This is a genomic window from Salinivirga sp., from assembly GCF_055145285.1.
The window spans coordinates 1-26,001 of sequence record NZ_JBSRDC010000026.1; the positions used below are offsets into that span (position 1 = coordinate 1).

The window sequence follows — 26,001 nt, forward strand, 5'->3', positions numbered from 1 at the left end:
TACCGGTTATAGCACTCACCACAGGTGGTGGTTTTATTTTGCTGGGTTTTTCTTCGGGGCTATGGGGCATAGCATTGCTATTTGGCATATACCTCGTGCGGGGTATGGCCACGCCTGTGCTCAAAGATTACATCAACCGGCACACAGAATCCAATGTGAGGGCCACAGTATTATCTGTCAGAAGTTTTATAATTCGCATTGGCTTTGCCGTAATCAGTCCCCTGCTGGGGTGGTATACCGACCACTACAACCTGCTAAATGCCCTGAAAATTGCCGGTGCCATTTTTACACTCGGCATGCTGGCAGCTGTATTAATGCACAGAAAAGTTAAGCAAATACCCACATAATCAATTCGTCACAATAATCCTTTTCGTAACCATCCGGCTTTTCAGATTAACACGTACGATATACAAGCCTGCCTGTAATCCTTCTGTATTGATATTTACTTTATGTTGATTGATGCTCATCTGCTGTGCAACAATACTTCCGGAAGCATCAATCACTTGTAGGCCCTGTAAGCGGCCGGAGCAGGTAATAATTACGTTCTGCCCCGCACGGACCGGATTGGGATAAAAACTCACCTTGTGCACATTTTGCTGCTCAGCGAAACCTACCATGCTGGTACAATCGGTAAACGACGGGTTCAGGTAAATCACTTCCCCGTTCTTTTTAAAACATGACATCCACACACGCCAGTATTCAATGGGAATTTCCGAAATTGGATAGAAAAACCCGGCCATACTGCCAATGCCTTCAATCCATTGATGTCCCCAATCTGTGGTGTACCTTTTGCGATAATCACCATCGACAAGCACCGAGTCAACGGCTTCGATGACCTGCTCCATGCCATATCCGGTGACTACCGTATCGCCCACATCTTTGGTGAAATCATACAAAACAACAGTGGAGTCCGGTTCAAACATCCAATAATCCATGCCCCGGTAGTAAACCACGCGGTTTTCTTCCCTGAAAGCCCCCATGTAGGAAACTACAGAATCCTTGTCCTCATAGATTTTAAAAAACTTTTGATTGTCTATAACGGTATCGCCTTCAACATAATAGTTGTGATAAGTAGTTTCAGGCGGCTCGCCCAGTTCTTCTCTTTCAGTCCAGCTTATATTGACCGTGTCGAAGGGGTGGTACTCCTGTGCACGGCCTGGCATAAGTATTCCCAAAATAAAAATGAAAAGATAGCATTGTTTCATAGCTGTTGTTTGTTTGGTTTAGATAATCAAATTTAACAAAGATCCAGCACAAAATCAAAAATCACATCATATTATCAGGTAGCTGAAACAAGATAGTTTCACGCAAATGTTGAAACAGCATCTCCTTTGGGCTCTTAAAACTTATAGGTGTGGTAGTCTTTTTTTTTTCGCAGATCTGTAAAAGACTATTTTGACGGTACCGTTGAGCCCACATTCCCATTGTCTAAGGGCACCGTGCACTTTCGCCAATGATGCTTTCATGACTTCCAAGGAATTTTCCATCGGGGCGACTAAGCACGTTTTCGGCCATTTTCTACCGATATCTCAGGCCTACGGTCTTGCTATATTACTCTAAACTCAAACCCAAACTCACATGCTTAACTCACTTCTCACAGTCTACACTCACGCTTACAACTCCGCAATCACAAGCATTTCAAAATCCTTGGTGGTCAGTTTATCATTTCTGGAGAAAGCACCCAGTTTGGCTCCGAAAATGTCAATGTTGCGGTACCCTATACTTTTCAGCAACCAGGTGATTTCGCTCGGCACGTAGTATCGCTCGTTGGACGCTATTACTTTTTTGTTGCCGTCATCGTCCTCAAATTCGGTGACGTTATGATCACGAAAAGTCATCAGGTCGAAACTGTTGTCGCGATAGGTCGCATTGCCCTCTTTGCCTTCTGCGGCGAGAAATTTCTCCACCGAATTGAATAGCGGGAACAATCCGTTCAATGTGGTAAAAACAAATTTACCTTTAGCTTTTAAGGCTTCTGTTACGCTTTTCAGAATCTCAAAATTCATTTCATCAGTCTCCATCAGCGGAAAACCACCTTCACACAGCATAATGGCCACATCGAACTCGTTTTTAAGTGTAATGTTCCGCGCATCTTGCTGCCGGAAGTCAATATCAAGGTTTTCAGTTGCTGCTTTTTCCCTGGCTTTTTTGAGTTGGCTTGCCGACAGGTCGATTCCGGTGACGCTGTACCCCCGTTTAGTCAGCTCAATGGTATGCCGGCCCGTGCCGCAGCCCACGTCGATTATTTTGAGGGTTTTATTTGATTGTAATTCCCGTTCTATGAAATCGCACTCGCCTTTTGTACCTTGCGTAAAACTTTCACTGTCGTATTTGTTCGCATAGTTTTCGAAAAGGTCTTCATACCATGGTTTTGTGGTCATAAGCTAAATTTATTTTAATCCAAAATAAGAAAAAATGCAATATTTGAGGTTATTCGTCTTGTGAAAGTTATGGAAATAATATTTCATAGCGAATAGCTGCATGATCTATCCAGGGTGAACCGAAAAGCTTTCTTACTATATATGCACTTGCCCCTGTTAAAAGGCAATATAAAAACGGCCCATTAAAATATCGGCGACAGGACTAATAAAACTTTATAAATCAAGATTTGTGCAAATCAAGGTCTGGTTTTGTTAGTTTTAACTTACTTTCAGGGTATGATTTTAGTGTCGTCTTTACATGGTAGGCTTTATCTTGTTTTAGAAATGGGGGTATTAAATCTTCAAACTTTATCCAAAATAGTCGATTAATTATAATAAGATCATCTTTTGAGAAGGGTCTTAATCCATTGATCAATTCAGACATGTAACTTTTTCGGTGTCCCAGTATCTTAGCAAGATCACTTTGATTTAATCCGGCCTTTTTCAATTCTTTTTTGATTAATTCTTTGCGCTTATTATAGAATTCATTTTCAGTCTGAACTAAAGACTCAGCTAGATCACTCTTTTTTACCTGTTCATTGGTCACCTGAGATTCATCTGACCAATGCGCATCTTCATAACTAAGAATCAATTCTTTAAGATGCATACGAATAGGTTTATAACTAATATCCGCTTTTTCAAGCTTACGCAGTTTTAAATATAAAGATGTAGCCCGCTCATGTTCTAACTCACTTTTTAATTCTTTTAGTTGCGGTATGTTATTTATCGATAATCTATCCATTTCAAATTAATTGTTGATTTCTTAGCCACTTTTCTATTGTCTTTTTGTTTCCCTTAAAGGTTTTATCATATTCATCATGAGAACCCGTCCAAACTATAGTTGCTTCATTGTCCTCAAATACAATTAGAAGCATTGTGCGATGCACATGAATATCAAAAAAATAGAATCCGTCACTGTGGACACAATCTGCATCAGGACGTATTTTTTTAATATCGATTGGTTTTGACCAATTTGCATTTTCAATATCAGATATTAATTAATCAGCTTCTTATTACCTCGATTTTTCCTTTTTAACTTTATAAGTCTGTTTTTCCCTAATAGTTCCAAGACCAGTTTTTTTTATTTAACGCAAATATATAATAAAAGTTTCAGATATTATGGAACTTCCCTATTGCTTCTACACCTTCAATTTTCGATTACTGAAATAGGTCAATAGCTGTGCAAAGTTATTCATCGAAGACATTAACCTAATGCGTTGAGGTTGTAATTTAACTTGACAGCCTTTGAAATACCTCAATCACTTTTCAATTGCTTTAAAACCTGCTCCATTTGGGTTTTGTCATGACCATGCATAGACGACCTACCGCCTTCAATGTCCTTTTTAAAATACCAAGTTTGCGTTTCAGGATTGTCAAGTTTGTGCTTAATAGTTCCATACTCCAATAACAGCACTATTGCCTTTGGTTTGTCGGAAACATTTAACTTTTTGGCTATATCGTTGAATTTAAGAGGCATTATTGTATTAAAGAATTCAAGTTAATTTAAAACTCATTCACATTTCGATCTTACCATGAACTAAATTTCTTAATAATTTTAGTTTTTCATACTATAAATTGCTACTTAAAATATCAATTTATCTTATTTTAAACTGACCTCCAAAAGGCAATAAAAGTGGGAAAGCTACACACTAATAACAAATCAGCGCCAGCGAAATGTTGCAACAATCAACAGGCCACCGATTGAAAAGCCTATCTATCAATCAAATGCACATCGCGGTGACTTTTATAGCTTGATTTCAAGCTATAAATATGTGATTCCTCCGGAATCAGGAAAATCAACGCTGCTGGAATATTAGACTTGCACCCGGCTTCAGCCGGGTGTTTTGGGTTCTAAAACAAATTCGCCGCGATGCTCCAAGAATTGCAAACGGACAATAATGATCGGCGAAATTATAAAGGTGTAAAATCACGGGTATTCTGACAGGTCTATCTGTGAAAAATAGAACACGGATTGAACCCGCCTTATGCTTTATGGCAATAATTGAAACACCCTACAAATCACCGATTGATAAGCCTATTTGTTAATCAAATGCACATCGCGGTGATATTTATAGCTTGATCTTAAGCTATAAATATGTGATTCCTCCGGAATCAGGTTTCAAATAACCCAATTACAAATCAAGGACAGCTGGTGGAAATGTTTACGATCTTATAAACCCTCAATACTCTAACTCACACTCAAACTCAGTTTTCCTCGCAGCGGGTATTGCTTTGCGGTGTTTCAAACTCATCGCACTAATTACAAATCAGCGCCAGCGAAATGTTGCAACAATCAACAGGCCACCGATTGAAAAAGCCTATCTATCAATCAAATGCACATCGCGGTGACTTTTATAGCTTGATTTCAAGCTATAAATATGTGATTCCTCCGGAATCAGGTTTCAAATAACCCAATTAAAAATCAGGGACAGCAGGTGCTAAAGTTTACGATCTTATAAACCCTCTAAGCTTCAACTCCGCCAGACTATCTACCCGGCAGTGTTTGTTCTTACCAGCTTTCTTGATAGTTTATCCACAAAACGATTGTGGGTAATCTGCTCCGAATTGCCTCTCTGATGGGCTTTTACTTTTATCCATTCGATATCGTGGTTTTCGATCAGGTGAAGAAAGGTTTTAACCAAATCTGCGTTTTGTATTTCGGTGTTTTTTTTGGTAAGAAATGAGTTTTGTTTTAGCCGTGGCAGGCGGTCAGGTAGTGTGCAAATATACTGACTGTCACTATAAATACGCAAACTTGCTCCGGGCTGGTATGTGTGCACAAATTCAATGGACTTTATCACCGATAGCAGCTCCATCCGGTTATGGGTAGTATCGTGCTCCACACCCTTCAGAACTTCGCTTTTATTGAGAAACAGGATAAGGGCAGCCCATGCTCCTATTCTTTCCTGTGTGTGACAGCTTCCGTCGGTGTATATCTCTATCCGGTCAGTGTTCAAGATGTGTTTATTTTCGCTACTTCTTCTTTTTTCTTTTCTTTTTATTGGCCAGTGCATCGGTCTCGTCCATCAGAGATTTCCAATCGGTTTCCATATCTCCCGACATTTTCAAGGTTTCCTTATAGTCATGCTTCTCAATATCGAGCTGGGCAATTTTGCGGTCCAGGAAATTTTCTACAGCTTCTAACCGCTCTTTTTCTTCAGTGCTGCAAAAAGCAATGGCCTCGCCTTTTTTTTGTCCGCGCCCTGTACGCCCCACACGATGCACATAGTTTTCTGTTTCTTCGGGTATGTCATAATTGATTACGATATCTACATCGGGAATATCAATTCCACGGGCACTTACGTCAGTGGCTATAAGGACTTTATTTTCGCCGGAAAAAAAGCGCTTCATTACCTGGTTGCGCTGATTCTGATCCTTATCGCCATGTATGGTTTCACTCAGCAGCCGGACCCGCTCAAGGGCTTTCATAACGCGCTCTGCTCTTACCTTTGTACGCACGAAAACCAATATCTTGCTGTCGGGATGTTCACGAATGATTCGTTCCAGAAAAAATCTTTTGTCGTCCATCTCAATAAAAGCCACCGAATGGTTAATGTTTCTTGACACCGGATCGTTGGGTGAAATTTGTATACGTACAGCTTTATGAACCAGCGAATATGCCGCATCCTTTACTTGCTTGTTGATGGTAGCCGAAAAAAACAACACCTGCCGTCTGGCGGGTAATTTCTTAATGAGCTGATTCATGTCGTGCTTAAAGCCCAGCTCCAGCATATGGTCTGCCTCATCGAGGATAAGTGTTTCAATAGCCCTGAGCGACAGATGCCCCTGACTCTCCAAATCAAATAACCGGCCGGGCGTGGCTACAACTACATCTACACCATGATTCAGGTTTTCAATTTGCGGATCCTGATCAATGCCACCGTATATGCCTTCAATTTTCACGGATGTTCCTGCAGCCAATTCCTTAAATACCCGGCTTACCTGTATGGCAAGCTCATGCGTAGGAACCATAACCACACAACGCACAGCATGTTGGTCGTGTCTCCTCTGGCGGGCAGATAACATCTGTATAACGGGCAAGGCAAATGCCACGGTTTTTCCTGTTCCGGTTTGGGCCACTGCCAGCACATCCTCTCCACGCAGAATAGGTGGAATGGATTTATACTGAATATCTGTCGGGCGCTTGAAGCCCAGTTCCCTGAGATTAGCTTTTATCTCTTCTGAAAAATTATATCTTTCAAACTTCATCTTTATCGTTGGTACTAAATTTATTAACAATTTTATTCCTCAGCTGTATGGATTTCTTTTACCCTGCCAACTTTCCCTGATGTTAACCGGACTTTTATGCCATGGGGATGATGAGAGCTATTGGTAAGAATCTGCTTTACGATTCCGGATGTGATTTTTCCCGAACGCTGATCCTCCTTGGTGACAATCCCCACCTCCATACCTGCTTTTATATTCGCTCTGTTTTGTCCGTCCATCATCTTTTTCGCTTTAAAACGTGCTAAATTCACGCACATTTTATTTAAGGGACAAAGGTAGGGTTTTATTTTCGGTTCTTGTAAAATTGTATGCACACTATGTGTTGAACAATTTAGCAGGATTGCAAACCTGGGGACATGTGGGTTCTCAGAACCTCTCAATACTCAAACTCTAATCACACTCAAACTCAGTTTTCTCGCAACGGGTATTGCTTTATGGTCTTTCAAATTCATCGGACTGCTTACAAATAAGCGCCAGCGAAATGTTGCAACAATTAACAGGTCACCGATTGAAAAGCCTATCTATCAATCAAATACACATCGCGGTGACTTTTATAGCTTGATTTCAAGCTATAAATATGTGATTCCTCCAGAATCAGGTTTCAAATAACCCAATTACAAATCAGGGACAGCAGGTGGAAAGGTTTACGATCTTATAAACCCTCAATACTCAAACTGTAACTCAAACTCAGTTTTTTCGGAGCAAGCGCGCAGCATTAAATAATAATTGATTTAGGCCGTGAGCTTACATTTGCATAAGGTTTTGAATTAGATTGTAGGCAAACCACCCATCTAAACCTTTATACACCTGAGGCTTAGCATTGGCAGTATCTTTTTGTAAACCAATGCCGTCCTCGTAAGGCTCGGTTTTCATAATGCGATTGAGTCTTACCCTGAAATTCTTGCTTGCCGAAGCAAAATAAACGTGCTTATTGGTAATACCCATCAGTCCTGTATCGATATATTTCATCTCCTGCACATGCACAGGCCGCCCCTTGAAACTGCCGGTTCGGTAATACAAACCTTTGGCTACACGAACACTTACTCCCTGATGTGCGCCCTGAAATTCCCGGCGTGTAGTTTGTTCCATAAGTTCCACATCCTGAAACAGCCAGACCAGCGATTCGCTTTTTAATAAGTTAAATGGCAGGGCACCCTGCACCTGCATAGGGTTTTCAGGCAGGTGACCTTCTGCAATATCACGGATAATGGATGCTTTTACCACACGGTCAAAAGCACCTCTGCGGTCCAGTTCCTGCTGTGTAAAATCAAATGCCTTCTGAAAGCTGGCCACCTGGTGTTCTTCTGCTTTTGACAAGATACCATCATCGAGAAATTGCTCCACGGCATTTTCAAATGCTGTTAAATACAAATCGGTTACTTCTTCACCACCTACAAAAGTCTCCGCTGCTACCCTGCCTGCTTGTTGGTTTACGTCGTTAAAGTCGGCAGACGTGGTGATGGCTTGTAACACCAAATTGTAAATTCCTGATTTACCCTTAATATATTTCTGTTCGCAGGCTTTGTGTTTACTACGTAAAAATCCTGCACTTTCGCCACAATATATACATTTACCCATAAGTCAATAATTTTGCATTTTAAATATCTAAACTACAAATTATAACAAAAATCACAAAATATTTGCAGGATGACTTATGCTGAAGGTTGAGTTTTTGGAAAAAATAAAAATTACTTCCGGAATTACTGGCACAAATCGAATCAGATTATCTAAAAATATCAATTGTTGGTTTCGCTTTTAAATCTGGAATTGCCGTACTTCCGATATGGTCAATTCTTATAATGTCTGATTTTGAGATTGAATCAATTATTAATTTACGTTCGGCTTGATAAAACTCTGGCCATTTTTCAGAAGGTTCGCACATAATTATCGCGAATATCTGACCAAGTTGTTCAGGTGACATTTTATGTAAATCATTGTCTGAAGGCATTTTAAATTAGTTCTTTTATTGTTAAAATAATCTGAAATATTGAAATTGGTAATATTGTGATGAGTATCAATTTTGAAATCCAATTATTAAATTCCTTTCGTCCTTTTCTCAGATAGTAAAAGTGGAAGAAAAATGCAAAAATCCCACATGCTGCCACAAGTAAAGAAATCACATATCCTGCAATCATTTCTCTATCTATGAGGATTAAACCAAAAAGTATAGCAAAAAGCATTGGAAAATGAATAATTAAAAATCCTTTAACATCACTTTTATCCTCAGGATTAAACAATTTCCATTCCTGCCAGTAAGCCGAATCAATCTCATGATTAATCAGTATCACGGAGTTGACAAGGTAAATCCAAAATAATAAACTTAATTCCATTTTTAACAAATTTACCTCTATGGTTAATGTTTAAATGTTGTACTGCATTTTTCTACAATGCCGCCCAACGTGTTGTGCGTTCGTACTTATTTACTTTTCTCTTTATCAATCAATTCAATCGTATGTGTTAATAATTCAACACCTCCAAAATCACCGTGTCCAGGAATCACTGTTATAATCTCAGGGTATTTTTTTATCACCTTCTCTATTGTCATATCCCAATCATTTATAACGGCATCAGATAAATTACCAAGTCCTTTTGAATTAACTGATTTAACCAAACAACCACCAAATAGAATCTTTTTACCCGGAATCCAAACCGTGATATTATCAAATGAGTGTCCCGCTCCAAAATATCGGCAATCAATTTGTTCTCCGTTAAAATCAAAAGTCAATGAATCCGTGAAAGATGTTGATGGAACCGGTAATCCAATCTCTTTGCATTTCTCTATTGTCATTGAATTTGCAATTGACTCAATCCCGATACTTTGTAAATAACTTAATCCACCCATGCAATCATCGTGAAAATGACCAATTATCAATTTAGCCAAATCAACGGACATAGAATCTTTCAAATACTTTGTTAATCTCTCGGTTTTATCATTGTCCATTGGTGTGTCAATCATCAGAGCCTGCCCATGTCTAATTACAATCATTCCGTTTGATGGAAATCGTCCGAAATTATCAAGATGATGCCAAGTCACATGAACATAAATTGAATCTTGAAGATGAATCAATTGAATATCATCATCAATTCCGATTTTTTCATTGGTCTGTGCTTTGGATGAAACTAATCCAATTAGTCCGAGTATTAATACCAAAAATCCCTTTTTCATCATTTTTCTATTGATTTAAAGGTTGCAGGTTGTATATCTACCATGTCGCACAACGTACTGCAGCTATCAAGTGTTGGCGGTCTGACGTAACCCAGAAAGCCTTTATATAGCTGAACTTTTGTTTTACAATATACTAATTATACAACAAAAACAAAGTTCAGCGACTCCGCTTATTACCCCGAATTCTTCTGGGACTAAAATAACCGCCAATAATTGATCAGGTGCGTGTTGACTGCTGTAATTTGTATAGGCAAAACATAGTCTTGTATGGTTAAAGAACAAAAAGGAATTCGAGTTAAATGAATTTGGTGCAGCGATAAAAAAATGCCTAACTTTACAATACAAAACAATAACAGCCACAGGCTTAAACAAACCCAAAGCTACAGTGATCATGCGCAATGAAAGGACCGACCAGGCTATAAACATTATTAAAGCCAACTTTACGACTTACTTTGCTATAAGTCTAATGCTTTTATTGTTCATACTTTTCTTTCAGCCTTTTTCCCCGGATGGACTCATGTTTAAACACTTTGAAGATAAAGTGCTTTTCATGTCAGGTTTTGGGGTTATCGTATTCATTTTGCTTTTTGCACGTCAAATTGTACCGTCCAATCTCAATACGTATGAGGGCGATCAATCACAAGAAAATGTATCCATAGCCTATCTGACCGATTTTATACTCGCTACCGCCATTACCTTAGGTTTCGTTTTCTACCTGCGCTACGTGGGGCATATCGATATTAGCTTTTTTATAGTGGTTAAAATAGCTATAATGGCCATCATTGTACCGGCAGCCCGTAATGTGCACCAAAAAATATCTTACTTACAAAAACACAACCAGCAGCTTAATGGACGAATCGTCCTGCTCGAGAAGAAGCTGAGCCAATTTGCCGAAACCTATACAGATGCCCCGGTAGAACTGCATTCGGAATATTCAGCCGATATTTTCCGCGTGCAGGCCAACCAGATAATCTATGTATCGTCGGCAGACAATTATGTGGAAGTAGGCTACCTGCAAGAAAATCAGTTTAAGAAGCACCTTATACGCAACACGCTGAAAAAGATAGAAGAACAACTCAATACATTTCCGGGCTTTATCCGCACCCATCGCACAAGCATTGTGAATATGCAATACGTAGAAAATCTTAATAGTAAAAACAATAAGTATTGGCTCTCTTTAACAGCTTCAGCTCAAACCATACCTGTGGCCCGGCAGTACCTGATGGTGGTTAAGGAACTATTGTAACGTATTGTTTTACCCTGTTCATCTTAAAAAAATAAAAGCTTAGCAGGTGCCCGCTTAAAACGCTGAGGTCGGTCCGAAGAAATTTGCTTTTAGTTGTTTATTCTTTGGTGGCGCTTTTTGCACTGTAAAAAATCCACCGCTTTGCGAGAACAGATGGGGCCAAGCCTATTCACCCCAAATCGACAGTTTAAATCGTGATTGCCCCTTTATTATGTCCATCGGCCACCATTATTTGCAACAGGTTGCACACCATCCTAATTTTGTATAAAATCCGTAAAATAAAAGGCTATGAATATCTTAATGATTTATCCACAATACCCGGATACTTATTGGAGCTTTAAACATGCCTTAAAATTTGTATCAAAAAAAGCAGCCGTACCTCCGCTTGGGTTACTCACTGTATCGGCCATGCTGCCAGAGCACTGGAACAAAAAACTTGTGGATCTGAATGTAGAACAATTGGAAGAGACAGATTTAAAGTGGGCCGATTAGGTGTTTATTAGTAGCATGTATGTACAGAAAAAATCTGCCCACACAATCATTCGTCGGTGTCAGGAACAAGATGTAAAAATAGTGGCCGGGGGGCCGTTATTTACCCAGGACTTCGATCAATACCCTGAAATTGATCATTTCATACTCAACGAAGGAGAACTCACCCTGCCCCTTTTTCTGCAGGATTTGGAAAGCGGGGCACCCAAACGTTTGTACAAAACCAGTGAATATGCCGATATGCACACCACTCCCGTGCCTGATTTTCATTTGCTTAACCTAAAAGCCTATGCAAATATGAACATCCAGGTCGCACGTGGTTGCCCATACAACTGCGACTTTTGTGAAATTACCGCGCTGCTGGGGCGCAAAGTACGGATGAAAAGCACAGAGCAAGTCATCGCCGAATTGCAAACCCTCTATGATCTCGGTTGGCGGGATTCTATCTCGATAGTCGACGACAATTTTATAGGTGAAAAAGGCGCGCTCAAAAGAACATTGCTACCTGCCATGATGGACTGGATGCAGCAGCACAACTATCCGTTCAATTTCAGCGCACAGGCCTCCATTGAACTGGCCGACGATGACAATTTGCTGGACATGATGTTGCCATTCAGGTTTTGAATCTGCTTTTATCGGCATTGAAACACCCTCTGAAGCATCGTTGCACAGTTGTCATAAGGGCCAAAACGAGCATTGGAACCTCATCGAAGATGTGCAATATATACAGCAGTCGGGCATTCAGGTTTCAGGTGGATTTATTGTAGGCTTCGACAGCGATGAACCCAATATCTTTCATCGCCAAATTGATTTTATTCAGCAAAGCGGTATTGTTTCTGCTATGGCAGGGCTGCTCAATGCACCGAAAAACACTCGGCTCTATGACCAAATGGAAAAAGAGGGCCGCCTGACCGTTGACGCCACCGGCGACAACACCGATTTCACCATGAACTTTATGCCCAAAATGGACCGTAGTCAGCTCATAGAAGGTTATGAGCGGATTATTAAAAATATTTATGGCGTAAAACCTTATTATCGGCGCATCAGAAACATGTTAAAGCAGTATAAGCCGCCATCGGGCGTTAAAAAATCCGTTAATCTGACCAAGCTAAAAGCATTTATCAGGTCATTATATGTATTGGGCATTGCGAGGAAAGGTCAATGGGCTTATTGGCATTTACTCATCTGGACCATCATAAAAAAACCCACACTACTGGCCGATGCCATCACCCATGCTGTATATGGATATCACTACCGAACGGTTTATGGGTTGAGAGGTGATAAGAAAGATAAAAAATGAAATAAAAGTCATTAGTCCATATTAATCGAGTACCTTTATAAGCAATAAATGATATACAAGAATGCAAGTATCGGTAAGTAAAAAAAATATTACGTTCAATCCGGACCCCAGTCGTGTGATTGCCCGTTTTCTTTTCACAAATGAAAAAAGAGCTGTCAATACAATTCGATTTGTGCTGGAAATGTCTGAAAAGGAAGCATCGCAAGCGCTGAAACAAACCCTTAGAGATTATTCGATGCGCCACCGGAATATTTCCAAAATATTTGAAAAACATTTTAGCAAAATCGCCCATTTACTCGCTAACCTAGATACTGCACCTGACAAGATCGAATATTCAAAAAAGATTCTAATAGGCTCATATTTTACAATGGAATATTCCATTGAATCGGCAGCTTTTTTTAACCCTTCAATGGTTGAGCATCCTGACCAAACAGAGGTTGGTCCGGGTTCAATAAGAGTAATTATAAGTTTCAGGGCCACGGGTGAGGGTCATATTTCTTCCATTGTGTTCAGAACGGGTATACTTGATAAAAATAATAAACTTACCCTCGATCCGATTGGCAATATGCTGGAAGAGGCGGAACATATAAGGCGACATACCTACCATAAAAAATCTTTCACCCACAAACTGGATGAAATGCAGGAGATACAAAGCATTATTCCTCCCGAATTGATATTGGATAAATTAGGCGATACATTTACCTATAGTGAACTTTATAATTGTGTAAAAGAAGCAAGAAAAGCTACTCATTTGACATCAAACAAAGAGTATCTTTTTAATCAAATTATGTGGCTGGCCTCATCGCACTACGAATTGCAGTTTTCTTTAGATACGAATATCTCTGAAAGAGTAATCTTTCCTGTTTCTGCAAATGAAAAAAACGGGATTGAAGATGCCCGCTTTGTGAAGTTCACCGATGACGACAACAAAACAAAATACTATGCCACCTACACGGCATACGATGGAACAACCATTCTTCCCAAGTTACTTGAAACCGAGGATTTCTACCATTTTAAGGTAATGCCGCTTCATGGCGAAATAGCCCGGAATAAGGGGATGGCTTTATTCCCGAGAAAAATAAATGGAAAATATGCAATGCTATGCCGGTTAGATGGTTTTAATAATTACATTGCCTTTTCTGATAATATTACAATTTGGCGTGAGGCAGAGTTATTGCAACAACCGAAATACCCCTGGGAGCTAATTCAAATTGGCAACTGTGGATCGCCCATTGAAACAGAAGCGGGTTGGCTGGTAATAACACATGGTGTTGGACCCATGCGCGAATACGTCTTAGGGGCTGCATTGTTCGATATTGATAATCCCAAAAAAGAAATTGGAAGATCAGATACCCCGCTTTTAATGCCAAATGCCGAAGAAAGAGAAGGCTATGTCCCCAATGTAGTATATTCCTGTGGTTCAATGGTACGCAATGGAGATTTAATCATACCCTATGCCATGTCGGATTATTCCTCTACTTATGCATCGGTTAATGTAGAAGAGCTCCTCAACGAGTTAAAAGGCGATTAGTTGCAGGTGCAGTTCCGGAAAGTCGCGGTGTGAGTAATTAAAAAAACTGTAATAACGTATTTTTCTTTTATTCCCCTTTGCAAACAACCTCACGCTGCGCCTAATACAATTCATTTGTTTGGATTAAACATATCGTATTCCCGTGCAACCGGGTTGTTGATGATATAATTTTTGATACGCTGATATTCCTCCCGGTTCCTTATGATATGGTTGTGGTAATTGGATTGGGAAAATGGTTGAATCAATTGTATTTTGGTATTTACAGAAGATTTGAATCTGTCCATAAACAATGATATGGATTGAGGTTTGCGGATCAATGGCGGGGTTGCATCGCCGATTGGGTTCAATTGTTCATTTGGGTTTATTCGGTCACCTTTTTTTTGGACGATCGTTGATATTCGCATTGTCGTTAGTTTGCGCACGGTCGGGGGTGTTTGCACATAGCGACGCACGGCTGTGCGTCTCTACTTTTTATTGCCATTACCGGGCGCAAAATTGTGTGAATGATGTAACTAATATCTAAAGTTGTGTAACACCATATTGTTTTTATTCACTTAACTTTATAGTGCCTTACAATTAATTTATTACAGATATATGCAAAAATTTATATGTTTTGTCTTCGTTTTGGTCTTAGTGGCTAATATTCAGTCTACTTATTCGCAAAATGTGAATAAAGACACAGCCTCTTCAAGATCGAAATTCAGTGTTTTCAGAGAGCCCAGTTATATTCTGCCTGGGAGTGGAATTGGAAATCTTGAACCATTGATATTTGAGGGTGATATTGCTCCCTATTTTATGCTTGGCCTCAATCGCAACAATAAATGGGGAATTGATCTTTCGCCTCGAATCATAATTCGAATGTATAATACAGAATCGTATCCAATACGTACACCTTCGTTCATGCCAAAGGCATCATTTTTCTATCACCTAATTGACAATAAGGATACAAACAAGGACTTATTTGCCTATTTTTCCTTGATTCATCATTCCAACGGACAGGATGGATCTTTCTACCAGGATGATAGTGTCACCATTAACACACAATCGGGTAACTTTTCTACCAACTGGGTTTCGGGTGGCGTATTTATTTCGCGACCAACTGGAATTGCTTTTACTTCAAATGATTATAAGATATATGCTGAATACAGTTACTTGCAGGAGCCAGCCTTAGGGGCTACATATGGCAGATTACGATTTTTTTTTGACCTCCAGAGCAATCTTAATCTTTCAAAGCTTTTGAATATAAAGAAAAAGACATACAATAACCGCAATAATACGTTTCGTCAATCGGTTCATATAGGTTGGATTGTGGGCAACCTTGATGGCGCAAAGACAATTGATAGTAAGCGCTTTATATTCAGATATACCCTGGACTTTAAACCATCCTTTTTAAACGACGTTACTATTTTTGCACAATATGATTACGGACAGGATTACTATAACATTCATTACAAACGACAGTTGAATGTGCTTCGTTTTGGGATAGCAACCAGGTCTCGTATTTTTAACTAGAACCGTCTATAATGTCCGATTTACTATTTGGCAGAAATTCTCTTGTTTCGGTTCATTAAAACAACTCCGGCAACTAAAACTACCGCACTTATTATAACCGGAGTCCAGTTAGCGTTTTGAAACGCCAATATCGACCCCTAAAAAGCTAAAGGTTTCCATTTCCTGAATAGCTTGTATGCCAAAAAATAAAGTACCAACGACTCCAATAATCAATAATAGGATTCCTACTGTTCTCATAATGTTCCATTTTAGTTATTTGTATAAAGTGATACTATTACAAATTTAAACACATTAGCTCTGAGGTGTGTTTAATAATTAAAGTGAAAATTTACATAATTCGCATATTTACTTTTAATTGAAGAGCTGCTTTCTGCAAAAAGTGGGAATAATTAAAAAAAAATTGTAATGCTTTTTGGGGTAAATGTGTGTAAGCTAGCTCGTTTTTATTATTGTTGTCCAAAGTATTAATAACTAAAAAAACGCACTATGAAAAATGAAAATACAGCAAAAAACAAAAAGATTAAAACCCGGAAGGCAGTTACACCTCCGTCAGATGTTAAACCTGTTGCTGAAGGAAAAAACCCAGTTGACGATGAGCCTATAAAGCAAACTGAGAATGAACTGAATGCAAGGATTATAGAAATTATCACGATGATTAATAATCATTATCCGGAGTTATCCAAATATCTGGAAGAGATGCCGGTAACTATTCCATCACAAAACGATCCTGAAATATCAGTTAATCATTTAAAATCATACTACGAATCATTGGTTTCACTTGTGAAAAAATACAAAGATGATAATCCGGGACATCGCTGATTTAAAAGTGTGGCAACGGAGGTACAAAGTACAGGCAACTGCAAACCGAACTCCAAATTCAGCTTAGCGTACCGTTTTTAATTAAACCTGTGAACTTCAAATTTTTGACCAAAGTACAAAATGCCATCAGCATTGTTCCCAACAGCAATGTGGTTGTCGAAGGATATACCGATTCTTTTGGTGGCGATAAGGCGAATTTAGAGCTTTTGCAAGAGCGCTCAGATGCGGTTACGCAATATCTAAACGCGAATTCCGACAGCAAGGGAATTAGTATGATAACTTCAATGAGTCGTGGGGAGAACAACCCTGTAGCCAACAATGAAACAGCAGAGGGGCGGAAACAAAATCGCCGTATTGATATAAAAATTCAACCTGCTATATAGAGTCTGTCTATAAAGTCCGCTAACTTCGTTATACTTTTCATTCGCATCAGTCATCCCGATTTTCGGGACTCCTGATAATAAATGTTCGCAAGCTCCCGATTCTCGAGGACAGGCTTGTTCTCGAAGTTTTCTTTTCAAAGACTTCAAAAAATATGGGGTTTTCTTGCCGACACTATATATTTTTGATTAATAAAGACAAGCCATTGAAAATAAGCACATAAGATCTTTTCAGTGGTTTTTTTTATTTTTTATATTTATTCTTCAGTGTTTCTCATGATGTATTTGCTATAATCTTTTATCCTGGGTTTATAGGCTTCATTGAATAAGTTGGAAGAAATAATAAAGTCGGCAGTTGCACGATTACTCGCAGTTGTAATGTTATATAGCACTGCAATTCTCAATAGCGCTTTCACATCCACGTCATGAGGTTGTTGTTCCATAGGATCCCAGAAAAAAATGAGGATATCAATTTGGCTCTCCGAAATCATGGCTCCCAGTTGTTGGTCACCTCCCAGCGGGCCTGATTTCAATTTTTTGATCGTAATTATTTCATCTCTTTTATCCGTTTGCTCATTATTTAACAGGTTTTCAACCAGTTTGCCAGTTGTTCCTGTGCAAATTAATTCGTGCTTACATAGGTTTTCCCGGTTCCAGTCAACCCATTCAATAAGATCTTTTTTTCTGTTATCATGAGCAACCAATGCTATACGTTTCTTTTTTTTCATTGTTTATTTGTATTTTATCCTAATTACTTACCAGATAATATCTCCCTGTAAACCTGCAAATAACCCTCAACCATTTTCTGGCGGCTAAACATTGACGAAGCCCACGCAGCACATTTACTTCTATTGATTGACTGAATATTGTTTACTGCGTCGGCGGCTTCTTCGGCATTGGAAACTAAAAAGCCTGTTTTTTCATGAATAATTAATTCAGGCATTGAGCCCAGGTTAAATGCTATTACCGGAGTACCGCAGGCCATAGCCTCAACAACACTCAACCCAAAAGGTTCAGAAAAACTAATGGGATGTAAAAGAGCACATGCCATACTTAATAGTTCCATACGCTTTTCGGGTCCCGAATTTCCAACATATACAATATCCTCATTGTTTATGTGAGGTTTTACTTTTTGGTTAAAATATTCCTGATCCTGGATCAGACCGGAAATAATAAGTTTCCTTTTCGATCTTTTTGCAATTTGTATCGATTCAGCGGTTCCTTTATCAGGGTGAATTCTTCCAAAATACAACAAATAATCTTCCGGTTCATGGTTAAAATTGAATTCATTGATATTTATTCCGTTGTATACAGTTGCAATATAGTTTAGTTCATTGTTTCTGTCGGAATTGCTTATGGAAACATAGTGTGCGGTATCATTATATTTTTTATAAACTGGAATAATTTTAGGCGACGAAAACCCATGAATGGTTGTAACCATTGGGGTTTTAATCAATCGCGAATAGGTAAGAGGTAAAAAGTCGAAATTATTGTGAATAATGTCGAATTCGTGTGCGTGTTCCATCAAATGGCTGATATGCAAACATTCTTCAACTTTTGCATCTACATCCGTATTTTCAGCATAAGGTTTTTGGCAAGTCCACATCAGTTTGCCGTTGGTTTGAGAATTTCCCGTAGCAAAGAGGGTAACATCCATACCCAGTTCTACAAGTCCTTCTGCAATATTCGACGCAACCTGTTCCCACGGCCCATATTTTAATGGAGGTGTGCGCCAGGCAATGGGTGAAAGCATAGCTATTTTCATAGTCTCTAGGGTTGTTTAATTTATCTTATTAATTGTAATGATTTGGTGCAGTGGCAGTGTTTGAGTAGCAGTAGCAGTGTTTAGTAGCAGTGGCAGGTTTTTAATTTGCTGTGTCTTTGACAGACGATTACTATCTTTCACCTTTCAATACTCTTCACTAGTACTACTTACTGCAACTACCCACTGCCACTGCTATCTGCAACTGCCACTACCTACTGCTATCTGCAACTTCCACTACCTACTGCCACTACCTACTGCAACTACTTTGGTAAAAATTTCCCCGGGTTATTTGCCATGCCACCTAACATTTTACCTACTTCATCATATCGTTCATTAAGAGAATCTTGCACCTCTTTATTTATATATCGACAATGAAACGCAAAATCAATCCATACGGATGTTTCACTTGCTTCTCCATCAGCATCAGTCATTTTACTTGTGAAATGCTTTGGATACCTTCTTTTTCTGTATCCTTCAGCTATGTTAGAACAGACCGAGCGGGAAGACCTTCTTATTTGATCGGTTAACGAATATTTTTCCTCTTTTGGGAACCCTTTTGTAATTTCAAAAATCTCCATGGCAAGAGAAAAAGCCAATTTAAATACCTTTAATTCTTTAAAACTGTAGTTCATAATGTTTTTTTTTGAAAATAATGCTCAAAATAAACAAATATGATGTATTAGCCAATGATTTAAGTAATTCTAAACTTAAATAAAGAATTAAATGTTTACCCAATACCACTATCTACTGCAACTGCTTCCTGCAACTACCAACTGCAACTACTTCCTGCAACTGCCACTACCTGCTGTTAACCGCCACTGCTACTGCCACTCCTCACTGCAACTATCTACTGCAACTCCTTAGTGCCACTAGTACATTACTCCCATTCACCCCAAAGCACTTCTATAGTTCGCTAGACAATGATCAACTAAGTCGTCAATTATGGCCGTACCAACGCACATTACCTTGTCAGCCCCACCCCAATATATCTTAACACTGCCATCGTTTTCGGGAACGGCTCCACAGCAAAACACAACGTTATGTACGTACCCGGTAATTTCGTACATTTCTTCCGGTTGTAATATCCATTCATCGCCAACAGCAATTATTTTCGACGGATCAGCCAAATCGTGTAACGCTGTGCCCAAACGGTAAACACTTCCATCCATAGTAGGAAAAACGCCATGGTAAATATTTAGCCAGCCACGTGAGGTTTTAATTGGTGGCGCTCCGGGACCGATTTTCATCTCGTCCCAATGGTATTGCAAAGGCTTCATTATTAGTTTCGATTCTCCCCAGTATTTCAGATCAGGTGAATACGATATCCAGATTGACCAGGGCGAAATTTCGGAATGCGGACGGTCGAGGCGGGCGTATAGGCCATTGAATTTTTCGGGAAAAATGACAACATTCCGGTAATCGGCCTCGGTGATTAATGAAAAACGTTCTATACTTTCAAAATCTTTTGTTTTGGCAAGGCCAATGCGAACCCCGTGTTTTGAATAAGCACTGTAGGTAATTAAGTACTCACCATCCAGGAAAACGATGCGGGGATCTTCAATGCCATACGCTTCATATTCTTTAAAAATACCTTCGGTAGCCGGCACCATAAATGGCCGCGCATCAACTTTAAAATTGTATCCGTCATTACTTATGGCTTTACCCAAAAGCTTCGTCCGTTTAATTTATGTGACCGGAATATCATGATGTATGTTCCATTGTGCTTCACCACAGCAGCGTTATGGACCGTTGCTACAGGGTACGGCACATCATCTTTAGTGAGAATAGGGTTGTTTTTATATCTGTTAACTAGCATTACTTACATTTTTACGGTTAATTTTTAAGTTGTAGATTCTCATTAGCAGTGTTTAGTTGCGGTGGTTCAGTAGCAGTGGCAGTGGCAGACTTGCACGCACTTCCAGCTTCCGATACTACTCACTGATACACATTACTATTACAACTACACACTTTTACTGCATACTGCCACTGCTTACTGCCACTATTTACTGCCACTGCTTACTGCCACTGCTTACTGCCACTATTTACTGCCACTATTTACTGCAACTCCTCACTGCCCACTGCCACTAACCACTGCCACTATTTACTATCCTCTTTCACTCCACCAGCTTCGCCTCTTTTATGAAACTCCTCGTATGCCTGTAAAACTGTTAAATGAGAAATTAAATAGGCTAAGGAACTTTCGGCACCCTGATTTCGGTTTACTCCGTAACTTTCAAAGCCGTCGCAGCAGCCTTTGGTTTCGAAATCGTACAAACTCAACCTGAGATCGTTTTCGCCCAAAAACCATAAAAACGAAGTGTATAGTTTATTCAGGTATTCTTTGTCTTTGGTTACATGATAAGCCTGATGATACATTAAAACCATGGCCATTGCATCAATAGGTTGTTGTGCGAATTTGGAACGCTCCTCATCCTTTTTATACCATTTTTCGTTGCCAATTATGCTTAAATAATTGTTTTTCAATGTGTGTTTTGTAAGAAACTCCATTGATGAAAGTGCTATTTCGGTAACTTTACTGTCGTTTAGAATCTCGGCAGCGTGCAGCATGGCTAAAGGCAAAATTCCGTTATCGTACGCCAATAGTGATTCGAACCACTTCCAATTGGCCGATTCATTTTCTTTGTAATGTGTGATGAGTTTTTTTGCCATTGCTCTCAATCGTTCCATCATGGAGTCGTCGTTTGGATGGCTCTTTAAATAATGGCAAACGCCAATCATTGTATTGGCAATACTCCTGATCGAATGGAGTTTTTCGAAATTGGGTGCAGCGTTAAGAAACACTTCTTTACCTGTTTGGTAATAAGCATCGTTTGGCGCATAACCTAATAAATACCCTAAAGCCCAAATAGTACGGCCAAAAGAATCTTCAGATCCGACTTCGTCTAAAAACTGGCGGCTGAAACTAAGGAAATTCCGGAAGGTGCCATCGCTGTTTTGCATATAGTGCACGTAGCTTAAATAAATGGGGGAGAGCTCCAGGGCACGTACATCTTTAAACTGATTGTATGCCATGAGCACCATAAGTAATGCGCGGGCATTATCATCGAGACAATAGCCTTCTTTTAAATTCGGAATGCCAAATTTTGCATGTTGAATAATTCCGGTATCATCGGTTAACCGGTTAATATGGGCCAGCGAAAAAGGCGGCATAATAAGGAGGTCGAAAATAGTATCTTTATTACTGATTCCTATACTCCCGTTTTCTGCAACCGTTTTTGCTAACCGACTGTATTTTTCACCGGTTTTTGGCCATGTAATTTTTCTCCCATAATCGAATGCTTTTTCTTTAATTTGTGCCAGCATTTCAGGGTTGTCAAGTAGTTCTGTAAGAAGTTCTGCAAGTGCTTTATCGTCATTAAAATCGAAAAAGCGTCCCCGGCCATCGGCCAATAATTCTTCGGCATGCCAATAGGGAGTAGAAACTGCAGCTGCTCCTACGCCAACTGCATACGAAAGGGTGCCACTGGTAATTTGGGTTTCGTTCAGGTAAGGTGTAATGTAAATATCGGCAGCCGATAAGTATTTGAAAAGGGTTTCAACTTCAATAAATTCGTTGAGGAAAACCACGTGTTTCTCCAATCCCAGCTTTTTAACCATGCGCATTAAAAATATCCGGTATTCTTCACCCGAATGCCTCAGTACGTTAGGATGCGTTTTGCCTTGTATTATGTAAATAACATCGGGGTGCTTTTTTACCACCCCGGGCAACGCTTTTATTACGGTTTCAATGCCTTTATTGCGGCCAATAAAACCAAAAGTAAGTAGCACTTTTTTACGATCGAGCTTGAACTCTTTTTTCGATTTTTCTGAGTTGTATTGCAAATCAGGTACGCCATGCTCGATAAGTTCAATTTTATCTGCCGGTACATCGTAAACGGTTTTTAAAAAACCGATGGCTTTATTGCTCATTACTACGATTTTTTGCGCCATGCCGCATATTTGTTGTAAAACCGCTTTTTGATTGTATGATGGATTTTTCAATATTGTATGTAGCGTAACAATAAAAGGAATTTCTAATCGGTGTAGTAGGGGGAGGATGTTTACTCCATCCTGACCACCGAAAATGCCAAACTCATGTTCTAAAATGCAAACATCAGCTCCACTCAGGTTTATAAATCTGGCTGCTTTAATGTAGTCTTCAAGCTGTTCTTGATTAATGCTTGTTTTTACTTCTTCAGGGTAATCGTATTGTATATTGAAATCGTTGAGCGCTACCACAAACCCTTCGTGGCTGTCCTCCGGAGTGCTGTCTTTTTTAATTACAGAATTAAAAAGATTTTCTGTGAAAGTTCCAATTCCACATTCTCGTGGTGGGTATGTTCCTATAAAGGCAATTTTCATATATTTTTATAATTTTGATATCAATAAAGTCTTAAATTGTTGTGCCTCACGTTTTTATAAAAAAACAGATACTCAACAAGGAAGTATAGGATAAACCAGGCGTTTTACAAATCACCCGGAATCATATATACTGGATAATATTAATTTCGAAAACCCGCTTTTTATAATTCGGTTTTTCGGTTTTTTGCCGCACGTTTGGCCATTTTATCTGCTCGTTTCTCTTTTAGGTTTTTGAGCGGAGCCTTTTTCGTGCTTTTTTTAACTTCTTTTTCTTTTGACATAATGTTGATTTTAAGTTATTTAAATGAGTGTAAATTGATACATCGAGCATGTCAAAATGCAGAAATCGGACATTATGGACAAATACTCTCGTATGTTTACAAAATGAAGTGTTTAGTTCAGAATGTTCGAGATCAAGGCGTGTGAGAATTTAAAACCGCAGCATACATAAGGTATGTGAGGATTTTAAATTTGAGCAACAACGCAGATATCGGACATTATGGACAAACACTCGTATTTATATTGATGTGGCTTCATAACCACTTTTAATAATGGTCGAAAGCATTTTTAACCGTCCGTTTGCTTTTATGATATTAGACGTATGCGCCGGAACGATTATACCTTCTCCAGTATTAAGCATATTTGATTGTTCATCAATTACGACTTCAGCGGTACCTTCTATAATTTGAAGAAAAGTATCAAACGGAGAAATTTTTTCAGACAAAGTTTCGCCGGTATCAATAGCTATAACGCTTACTTTGCCTGTGGTTTTTCGTATTATGGTTTTTGTTACCACTGAATTTGGCACATAATCAATGATTTCAACTAAGATATGCAGTTTTGATTTTTCTATTTCTGTATTTTGCATTTTCTTTATTTTAATATGAAGTAAAGGTAATGCAAACCAGTAATCAAAATGTTACATTATTGATGTTTAAATTTACATGATTCACACATTTTCGAGAGTGTCGCGCCTGTTGTTTTTAAGCATTTTAAAGTGCGAAGGTGTTAGCCCCGTCATTTTTTTAAACTGGTTGGATAAATGTGCAACGCTGCTGTAGTGCATTTTGTATGCAATTTCTGAAAGATTCATCTCATCGTATACAAGGAGTTCTTTTACCTTTTCAATTTTGTGGGTCAAGTAAAATTTTTCAATCGTAATTCCTTTTACTTCAGAAAATAAATTAGCCAGGTAAGTATAGTCATAATTGAGTTTATCACTCAGGTAATCAGAAAGATTTACTTTTATTTGGTCTTCGGTATAATGCACCAGTTCAATAATGGCGGCCTTTGTTTTCTCTACCAGGATTCTTTTTTTATTACCCATAAGATGCAGTCCTGACTTTTTTAATTCAGCATCTAATTGGGCTAATTGCTCAGGGTAAACCGCTCCAACAATATCGGCTTCGCCAATTTTTACATAGTCATATTTTAACCCGAGTTTTTCGAGTTCACTTTTAACTACCATCTGGCAGCGTATACAAACCATATTTTTAATGTACAAATTCAATATATATAGTACCTAATAGATTAATATTTAATATGTAAGAATAATACAAGTTAAGATTTTTTTCTCATATAAGAGGCAAAACAATCAATTTCCCAATCTAAAAAACGGATAAAACAATACTCAAATGATAAAACAAACCCCTGTAGCAAATTAAACAAAGAAATCGACATAAAGATTATGAGTTACACATAAAATCATGTCTGAATAGCGAAAAAGAACCTAAATTCATTTCTTTTGAATTGGAGATTCCAATAAATGCAACAAATTCACAATTGTTATCCTTCAAAACTTCCGGGTGGAACCTTTTGCTTTGCATAGGTCAACAATACCCCAACCAACACCACTGTAAGGCCAATTAGATCTACTAATTGCACCCTGTCGTCAAAAGCAATCCAGGCCATGAGCATGGTGACAGGCGGTCCCATGTAAAAAAGAGCTGCTACCCTTGTAGCATCAATACGCTCAACAAGCAGCCACATTAAAGAATAAGCCCCGAGCGAAACTCCCAACACGAGCCATACCATAGCTGAAATAAAGACACCCGTCCACTGAGTAGATAATTGCTCCCAAAATATGGCAGGCAAGGCAACGGCAGCAGTGGTGGCCATGCTTTGGTAAAAAAGCGACAAATCTATGGGAATACGGGGATAGTCCTTTTTCAGGTCTATTTTGCGTTCTATCAGGCTGGCAATGGTAATGGCAATTACGGCAAGCAAAGGAATAAACCAGGCAACCATGTCCGATACATCATGAAAATCGACACGGGACACTACGGGAATTGCCACGCCAATAAAACCAACGATGAGTCCAAGCCAGCGGGTCAATGGTGTGGGTTCACCAATCACACTGCCAGACACTGCACCGGTGGCAAGCGGTTGTAATGCCACTACGAGTGCTACAATTCCGGCAGGCACACCATAATCAATGGATATGAGCACACATGTTAACCAAACACCATGGGCCAACACACCTACCAACATAAAAGACCACGCATAGCGCCATCCAATCCACCACAAATCTCTTTTTACATACAAATAAAGTGTAAGCAACAGCGTAAGAGCAAGATAACGCCAAAAAAGCAATGTAAACACCCCCGCATAAGGTAAACCAAACTCTCCACCAATAAATCCGGAGTTCCATAAAAACACGAATCCGGCGATGAGCCAAAAATTTTTACGGGCCATTTTTCTTTGCATGAACTCAGGATGTTTTATTCTGCAACTATTTATGCAACAATAAATAAATTATTATGATCCAACAAATTTATTAGGCTT

The 26,001-nt window shown here is 39.1% G+C and carries 31 protein-coding genes and 1 pseudogene; 9 read left to right on the plus strand and 23 right to left on the minus strand.

The window, feature by feature from the left end:
• A pseudogene (locus ACTB0Y_RS05300) lies at positions 1–347 on the plus strand (MFS transporter); the annotation flags it as partial.
• On the opposite strand, the gene ACTB0Y_RS05305 reads toward ACTB0Y_RS05300, so the two are convergent.
• From ACTB0Y_RS05305 to bla, 12 genes are all read right to left on the minus strand, one after another.
• Positions 348–1,205, minus strand: a complete 858-nt coding sequence (locus ACTB0Y_RS05305) for a T9SS type A sorting domain-containing protein (RefSeq protein ID WP_463205767.1) — start codon at positions 1,203–1,205, stop codon at positions 348–350. It abuts the pseudogene before it with no gap.
• Positions 1,206–1,613: 408 nt separating this feature from the next.
• A complete protein-coding gene (locus ACTB0Y_RS05310; protein WP_463205768.1) occupies positions 1,614–2,381 on the minus strand; it encodes a class I SAM-dependent methyltransferase in 768 nt (255 codons plus the stop codon).
• A 220-nt stretch (positions 2,382–2,601) separates the two neighbouring features.
• Complete coding sequence (locus ACTB0Y_RS05315) at positions 2,602–3,162, minus strand: helix-turn-helix domain-containing protein (RefSeq protein WP_463205769.1); 561 nt, start codon at positions 3,160–3,162, stop codon at positions 2,602–2,604.
• A gap of 1 nt (position 3,163) precedes the next feature.
• Positions 3,164–3,415: a type II toxin-antitoxin system HigB family toxin gene (locus ACTB0Y_RS05320; RefSeq protein ID WP_463205805.1), complete on the minus strand. Its 252-nt coding sequence runs from the start codon at positions 3,413–3,415 to the stop codon at positions 3,164–3,166.
• Between the two features lie 260 nt (positions 3,416–3,675).
• Positions 3,676–3,897 (minus strand): hypothetical protein, encoded by a 222-nt coding sequence (locus ACTB0Y_RS05325; protein WP_463205770.1) that lies wholly within the window; start codon positions 3,895–3,897, stop codon positions 3,676–3,678.
• A gap of 1,012 nt (positions 3,898–4,909) precedes the next feature.
• The gene (locus ACTB0Y_RS05330; RefSeq protein WP_463205771.1) at positions 4,910–5,377 is read right to left on the minus strand and encodes a ribonuclease H family protein; all 468 of its coding nucleotides are present in this window, start codon (positions 5,375–5,377) and stop codon (positions 4,910–4,912) included.
• Between the two features lie 16 nt (positions 5,378–5,393).
• Positions 5,394–6,629, minus strand: a complete 1,236-nt coding sequence (locus ACTB0Y_RS05335; protein WP_463205772.1) for a DEAD/DEAH box helicase — start codon at positions 6,627–6,629, stop codon at positions 5,394–5,396.
• 32 nt (positions 6,630–6,661) lie between these two features.
• On the minus strand, positions 6,662–6,898 hold the full coding sequence (locus ACTB0Y_RS05340) for a YwbE family protein (protein WP_463205773.1): 237 nt from the start codon (positions 6,896–6,898) through the stop codon (positions 6,662–6,664).
• 493 nt (positions 6,899–7,391) lie between these two features.
• Positions 7,392–8,225 carry a hypothetical protein gene (locus ACTB0Y_RS05345; protein ID WP_463205774.1) on the minus strand — a complete coding sequence of 278 codons (834 nt, stop codon included), beginning with the start codon at positions 8,223–8,225 and terminating at the stop codon, positions 7,392–7,394.
• A 145-nt stretch (positions 8,226–8,370) separates the two neighbouring features.
• Positions 8,371–8,595 carry a GrpB family protein gene (locus ACTB0Y_RS05350; protein ID WP_463205775.1) on the minus strand — a complete coding sequence of 75 codons (225 nt, stop codon included), beginning with the start codon at positions 8,593–8,595 and terminating at the stop codon, positions 8,371–8,373.
• Position 8,596: 1 nt separating this feature from the next.
• Positions 8,597–8,977, minus strand: coding sequence for a DUF6713 family protein (locus tag ACTB0Y_RS05355; RefSeq protein WP_463205776.1), 381 nt, complete (start codon positions 8,975–8,977; stop codon positions 8,597–8,599).
• 86 nt (positions 8,978–9,063) lie between these two features.
• On the minus strand, positions 9,064–9,816 hold the full coding sequence (bla, locus tag ACTB0Y_RS05360) for a subclass B1 metallo-beta-lactamase (RefSeq protein ID WP_463205777.1): 753 nt from the start codon (positions 9,814–9,816) through the stop codon (positions 9,064–9,066).
• Between the two features lie 388 nt (positions 9,817–10,204).
• On the opposite strand from bla, the gene ACTB0Y_RS05365 reads away from it, so the two are divergent.
• The 5 genes from ACTB0Y_RS05365 to ACTB0Y_RS05385 all read left to right on the plus strand — a co-directional run bounded on the left by ACTB0Y_RS05365 (position 10,205) and on the right by ACTB0Y_RS05385 (position 14,379).
• Complete coding sequence (locus ACTB0Y_RS05365) at positions 10,205–11,059, plus strand: LytTR family DNA-binding domain-containing protein (RefSeq protein ID WP_463205778.1); 855 nt, start codon at positions 10,205–10,207, stop codon at positions 11,057–11,059.
• Positions 11,060–11,347: 288 nt separating this feature from the next.
• Positions 11,348–11,551: a hypothetical protein gene (locus ACTB0Y_RS05370; RefSeq protein WP_463205779.1), complete on the plus strand. Its 204-nt coding sequence runs from the start codon at positions 11,348–11,350 to the stop codon at positions 11,549–11,551.
• The gene (locus tag ACTB0Y_RS05375; RefSeq protein ID WP_463205780.1) at positions 11,552–12,172 is read left to right on the plus strand and encodes a B12-binding domain-containing radical SAM protein; all 621 of its coding nucleotides are present in this window, start codon (positions 11,552–11,554) and stop codon (positions 12,170–12,172) included. It abuts the gene before it with no gap.
• Between the two features lie 91 nt (positions 12,173–12,263).
• Entirely contained in the window at positions 12,264–12,848 is a 585-nt protein-coding gene (locus ACTB0Y_RS05380) for a DUF4070 domain-containing protein (RefSeq protein WP_463205781.1), read from the plus strand.
• Between the two features lie 61 nt (positions 12,849–12,909).
• Positions 12,910–14,379: a glycoside hydrolase family 130 protein gene (locus ACTB0Y_RS05385; RefSeq protein WP_463205782.1), complete on the plus strand. Its 1,470-nt coding sequence runs from the start codon at positions 12,910–12,912 to the stop codon at positions 14,377–14,379.
• Positions 14,380–14,489: 110 nt separating this feature from the next.
• Here ACTB0Y_RS05385 and ACTB0Y_RS05390 read toward each other — a convergent pair whose 3' ends face one another.
• Positions 14,490–14,783: a transposase gene (locus ACTB0Y_RS05390; RefSeq protein ID WP_463205783.1), complete on the minus strand. Its 294-nt coding sequence runs from the start codon at positions 14,781–14,783 to the stop codon at positions 14,490–14,492.
• A 262-nt stretch (positions 14,784–15,045) separates the two neighbouring features.
• On the opposite strand from ACTB0Y_RS05390, the gene ACTB0Y_RS05395 reads away from it, so the two are divergent.
• A complete protein-coding gene (locus ACTB0Y_RS05395; protein ID WP_463205784.1) occupies positions 15,046–15,891 on the plus strand; it encodes a hypothetical protein in 846 nt (281 codons plus the stop codon).
• A 108-nt stretch (positions 15,892–15,999) separates the two neighbouring features.
• Here ACTB0Y_RS05395 and ACTB0Y_RS05400 read toward each other — a convergent pair whose 3' ends face one another.
• Positions 16,000–16,128, minus strand: a complete 129-nt coding sequence (locus ACTB0Y_RS05400) for a hypothetical protein (RefSeq protein ID WP_463205785.1) — start codon at positions 16,126–16,128, stop codon at positions 16,000–16,002.
• A gap of 249 nt (positions 16,129–16,377) precedes the next feature.
• Between ACTB0Y_RS05400 and ACTB0Y_RS05405 the strand changes: the two genes are divergently transcribed.
• Both ACTB0Y_RS05405 and ACTB0Y_RS05410 read left to right on the plus strand, forming a co-directional pair.
• The gene (locus ACTB0Y_RS05405) at positions 16,378–16,710 is read left to right on the plus strand and encodes a hypothetical protein (protein ID WP_463205786.1); all 333 of its coding nucleotides are present in this window, start codon (positions 16,378–16,380) and stop codon (positions 16,708–16,710) included.
• Between the two features lie 104 nt (positions 16,711–16,814).
• Entirely contained in the window at positions 16,815–17,093 is a 279-nt protein-coding gene (locus tag ACTB0Y_RS05410) for an OmpA family protein (protein ID WP_463205787.1), read from the plus strand.
• A gap of 254 nt (positions 17,094–17,347) precedes the next feature.
• On the opposite strand, the gene ACTB0Y_RS05415 is transcribed toward ACTB0Y_RS05410, so the two are convergent.
• The 9 genes from ACTB0Y_RS05415 to ACTB0Y_RS05455 all read right to left on the minus strand — a co-directional run bounded on the left by ACTB0Y_RS05415 (position 17,348) and on the right by ACTB0Y_RS05455 (position 25,923).
• The gene (locus ACTB0Y_RS05415) at positions 17,348–17,818 is read right to left on the minus strand and encodes a methylglyoxal synthase (RefSeq protein WP_463205788.1); all 471 of its coding nucleotides are present in this window, start codon (positions 17,816–17,818) and stop codon (positions 17,348–17,350) included.
• Positions 17,819–17,841: 23 nt separating this feature from the next.
• A complete protein-coding gene (locus ACTB0Y_RS05420) occupies positions 17,842–18,855 on the minus strand; it encodes a glycosyltransferase family 4 protein (RefSeq protein ID WP_463205789.1) in 1,014 nt (337 codons plus the stop codon).
• Positions 18,856–19,115: 260 nt separating this feature from the next.
• A complete protein-coding gene (locus ACTB0Y_RS05425; RefSeq protein WP_463205790.1) occupies positions 19,116–19,487 on the minus strand; it encodes a four helix bundle protein in 372 nt (123 codons plus the stop codon).
• Positions 19,488–19,742: 255 nt separating this feature from the next.
• A complete protein-coding gene (locus ACTB0Y_RS05430) occupies positions 19,743–20,522 on the minus strand; it encodes a glycoside hydrolase family 130 protein (RefSeq protein WP_463205791.1) in 780 nt (259 codons plus the stop codon).
• A complete protein-coding gene (locus tag ACTB0Y_RS05435; RefSeq protein WP_463205792.1) occupies positions 20,507–20,671 on the minus strand; it encodes a hypothetical protein in 165 nt (54 codons plus the stop codon). Before ACTB0Y_RS05435 ends, ACTB0Y_RS05430 begins: the two co-directional genes overlap by 16 nt.
• A gap of 281 nt (positions 20,672–20,952) precedes the next feature.
• Positions 20,953–23,217, minus strand: a complete 2,265-nt coding sequence (locus ACTB0Y_RS05440; protein WP_463205793.1) for a glycosyltransferase family 4 protein — start codon at positions 23,215–23,217, stop codon at positions 20,953–20,955.
• A 517-nt stretch (positions 23,218–23,734) separates the two neighbouring features.
• Positions 23,735–24,085 carry a cupin domain-containing protein gene (locus ACTB0Y_RS05445; protein ID WP_463205794.1) on the minus strand — a complete coding sequence of 117 codons (351 nt, stop codon included), beginning with the start codon at positions 24,083–24,085 and terminating at the stop codon, positions 23,735–23,737.
• An 81-nt stretch (positions 24,086–24,166) separates the two neighbouring features.
• A complete protein-coding gene (locus ACTB0Y_RS05450; protein ID WP_463205795.1) occupies positions 24,167–24,685 on the minus strand; it encodes a helix-turn-helix domain-containing protein in 519 nt (172 codons plus the stop codon).
• Between the two features lie 317 nt (positions 24,686–25,002).
• Positions 25,003–25,923, minus strand: coding sequence for a DMT family transporter (locus tag ACTB0Y_RS05455; RefSeq protein WP_463205796.1), 921 nt, complete (start codon positions 25,921–25,923; stop codon positions 25,003–25,005).
• Positions 25,924–26,001 lie beyond the last annotated feature (78 nt).

Bases quoted from the DNA above. Each gene is read 5' to 3' on its own strand.
- ACTB0Y_RS05305 (WP_463205767.1), bottom strand. From the start codon at position 1,205: ATGAAACAATGCTATCTTTTCATTTTTATTTTGGGAATACTTATGCCA.
- ACTB0Y_RS05310 (WP_463205768.1), bottom strand. From the start codon at position 2,381: ATGACCACAAAACCATGGTATGAAGACCTTTTCGAAAACTATGCGAAC.
- ACTB0Y_RS05315 (WP_463205769.1), bottom strand. From the start codon at position 3,162: ATGGATAGATTATCGATAAATAACATACCGCAACTAAAAGAATTAAAA.
- ACTB0Y_RS05325 (WP_463205770.1), bottom strand. From the start codon at position 3,897: ATGCCTCTTAAATTCAACGATATAGCCAAAAAGTTAAATGTTTCCGAC.
- ACTB0Y_RS05335 (WP_463205772.1), bottom strand. From the start codon at position 6,629: ATGAAGTTTGAAAGATATAATTTTTCAGAAGAGATAAAAGCTAATCTC.
- ACTB0Y_RS05345 (WP_463205774.1), bottom strand. From the start codon at position 8,225: ATGGGTAAATGTATATATTGTGGCGAAAGTGCAGGATTTTTACGTAGT.
- ACTB0Y_RS05350 (WP_463205775.1), bottom strand. From the start codon at position 8,595: ATGCCTTCAGACAATGATTTACATAAAATGTCACCTGAACAACTTGGT.
- ACTB0Y_RS05355 (WP_463205776.1), bottom strand. From the start codon at position 8,977: ATGGAATTAAGTTTATTATTTTGGATTTACCTTGTCAACTCCGTGATA.
- bla (WP_463205777.1), bottom strand. From the start codon at position 9,816: ATGATGAAAAAGGGATTTTTGGTATTAATACTCGGACTAATTGGATTA.
- ACTB0Y_RS05365 (WP_463205778.1), top strand. From the start codon at position 10,205: ATGCGCAATGAAAGGACCGACCAGGCTATAAACATTATTAAAGCCAAC.
- ACTB0Y_RS05370 (WP_463205779.1), top strand. From the start codon at position 11,348: ATGAATATCTTAATGATTTATCCACAATACCCGGATACTTATTGGAGC.
- ACTB0Y_RS05385 (WP_463205782.1), top strand. From the start codon at position 12,910: ATGCAAGTATCGGTAAGTAAAAAAAATATTACGTTCAATCCGGACCCC.
- ACTB0Y_RS05390 (WP_463205783.1), bottom strand. From the start codon at position 14,783: ATGCGAATATCAACGATCGTCCAAAAAAAAGGTGACCGAATAAACCCA.
- ACTB0Y_RS05400 (WP_463205785.1), bottom strand. From the start codon at position 16,128: ATGAGAACAGTAGGAATCCTATTATTGATTATTGGAGTCGTTGGTACT.
- ACTB0Y_RS05405 (WP_463205786.1), top strand. From the start codon at position 16,378: ATGAAAAATGAAAATACAGCAAAAAACAAAAAGATTAAAACCCGGAAG.
- ACTB0Y_RS05415 (WP_463205788.1), bottom strand. From the start codon at position 17,818: ATGAAAAAAAAGAAACGTATAGCATTGGTTGCTCATGATAACAGAAAA.
- ACTB0Y_RS05420 (WP_463205789.1), bottom strand. From the start codon at position 18,855: ATGAAAATAGCTATGCTTTCACCCATTGCCTGGCGCACACCTCCATTA.
- ACTB0Y_RS05425 (WP_463205790.1), bottom strand. From the start codon at position 19,487: ATGAACTACAGTTTTAAAGAATTAAAGGTATTTAAATTGGCTTTTTCT.
- ACTB0Y_RS05435 (WP_463205792.1), bottom strand. From the start codon at position 20,671: ATGCTAGTTAACAGATATAAAAACAACCCTATTCTCACTAAAGATGAT.
- ACTB0Y_RS05440 (WP_463205793.1), bottom strand. From the start codon at position 23,217: ATGAAAATTGCCTTTATAGGAACATACCCACCACGAGAATGTGGAATT.
- ACTB0Y_RS05445 (WP_463205794.1), bottom strand. From the start codon at position 24,085: ATGCAAAATACAGAAATAGAAAAATCAAAACTGCATATCTTAGTTGAA.
- ACTB0Y_RS05450 (WP_463205795.1), bottom strand. From the start codon at position 24,685: ATGGTAGTTAAAAGTGAACTCGAAAAACTCGGGTTAAAATATGACTAT.
- ACTB0Y_RS05455 (WP_463205796.1), bottom strand. From the start codon at position 25,923: ATGCAAAGAAAAATGGCCCGTAAAAATTTTTGGCTCATCGCCGGATTC.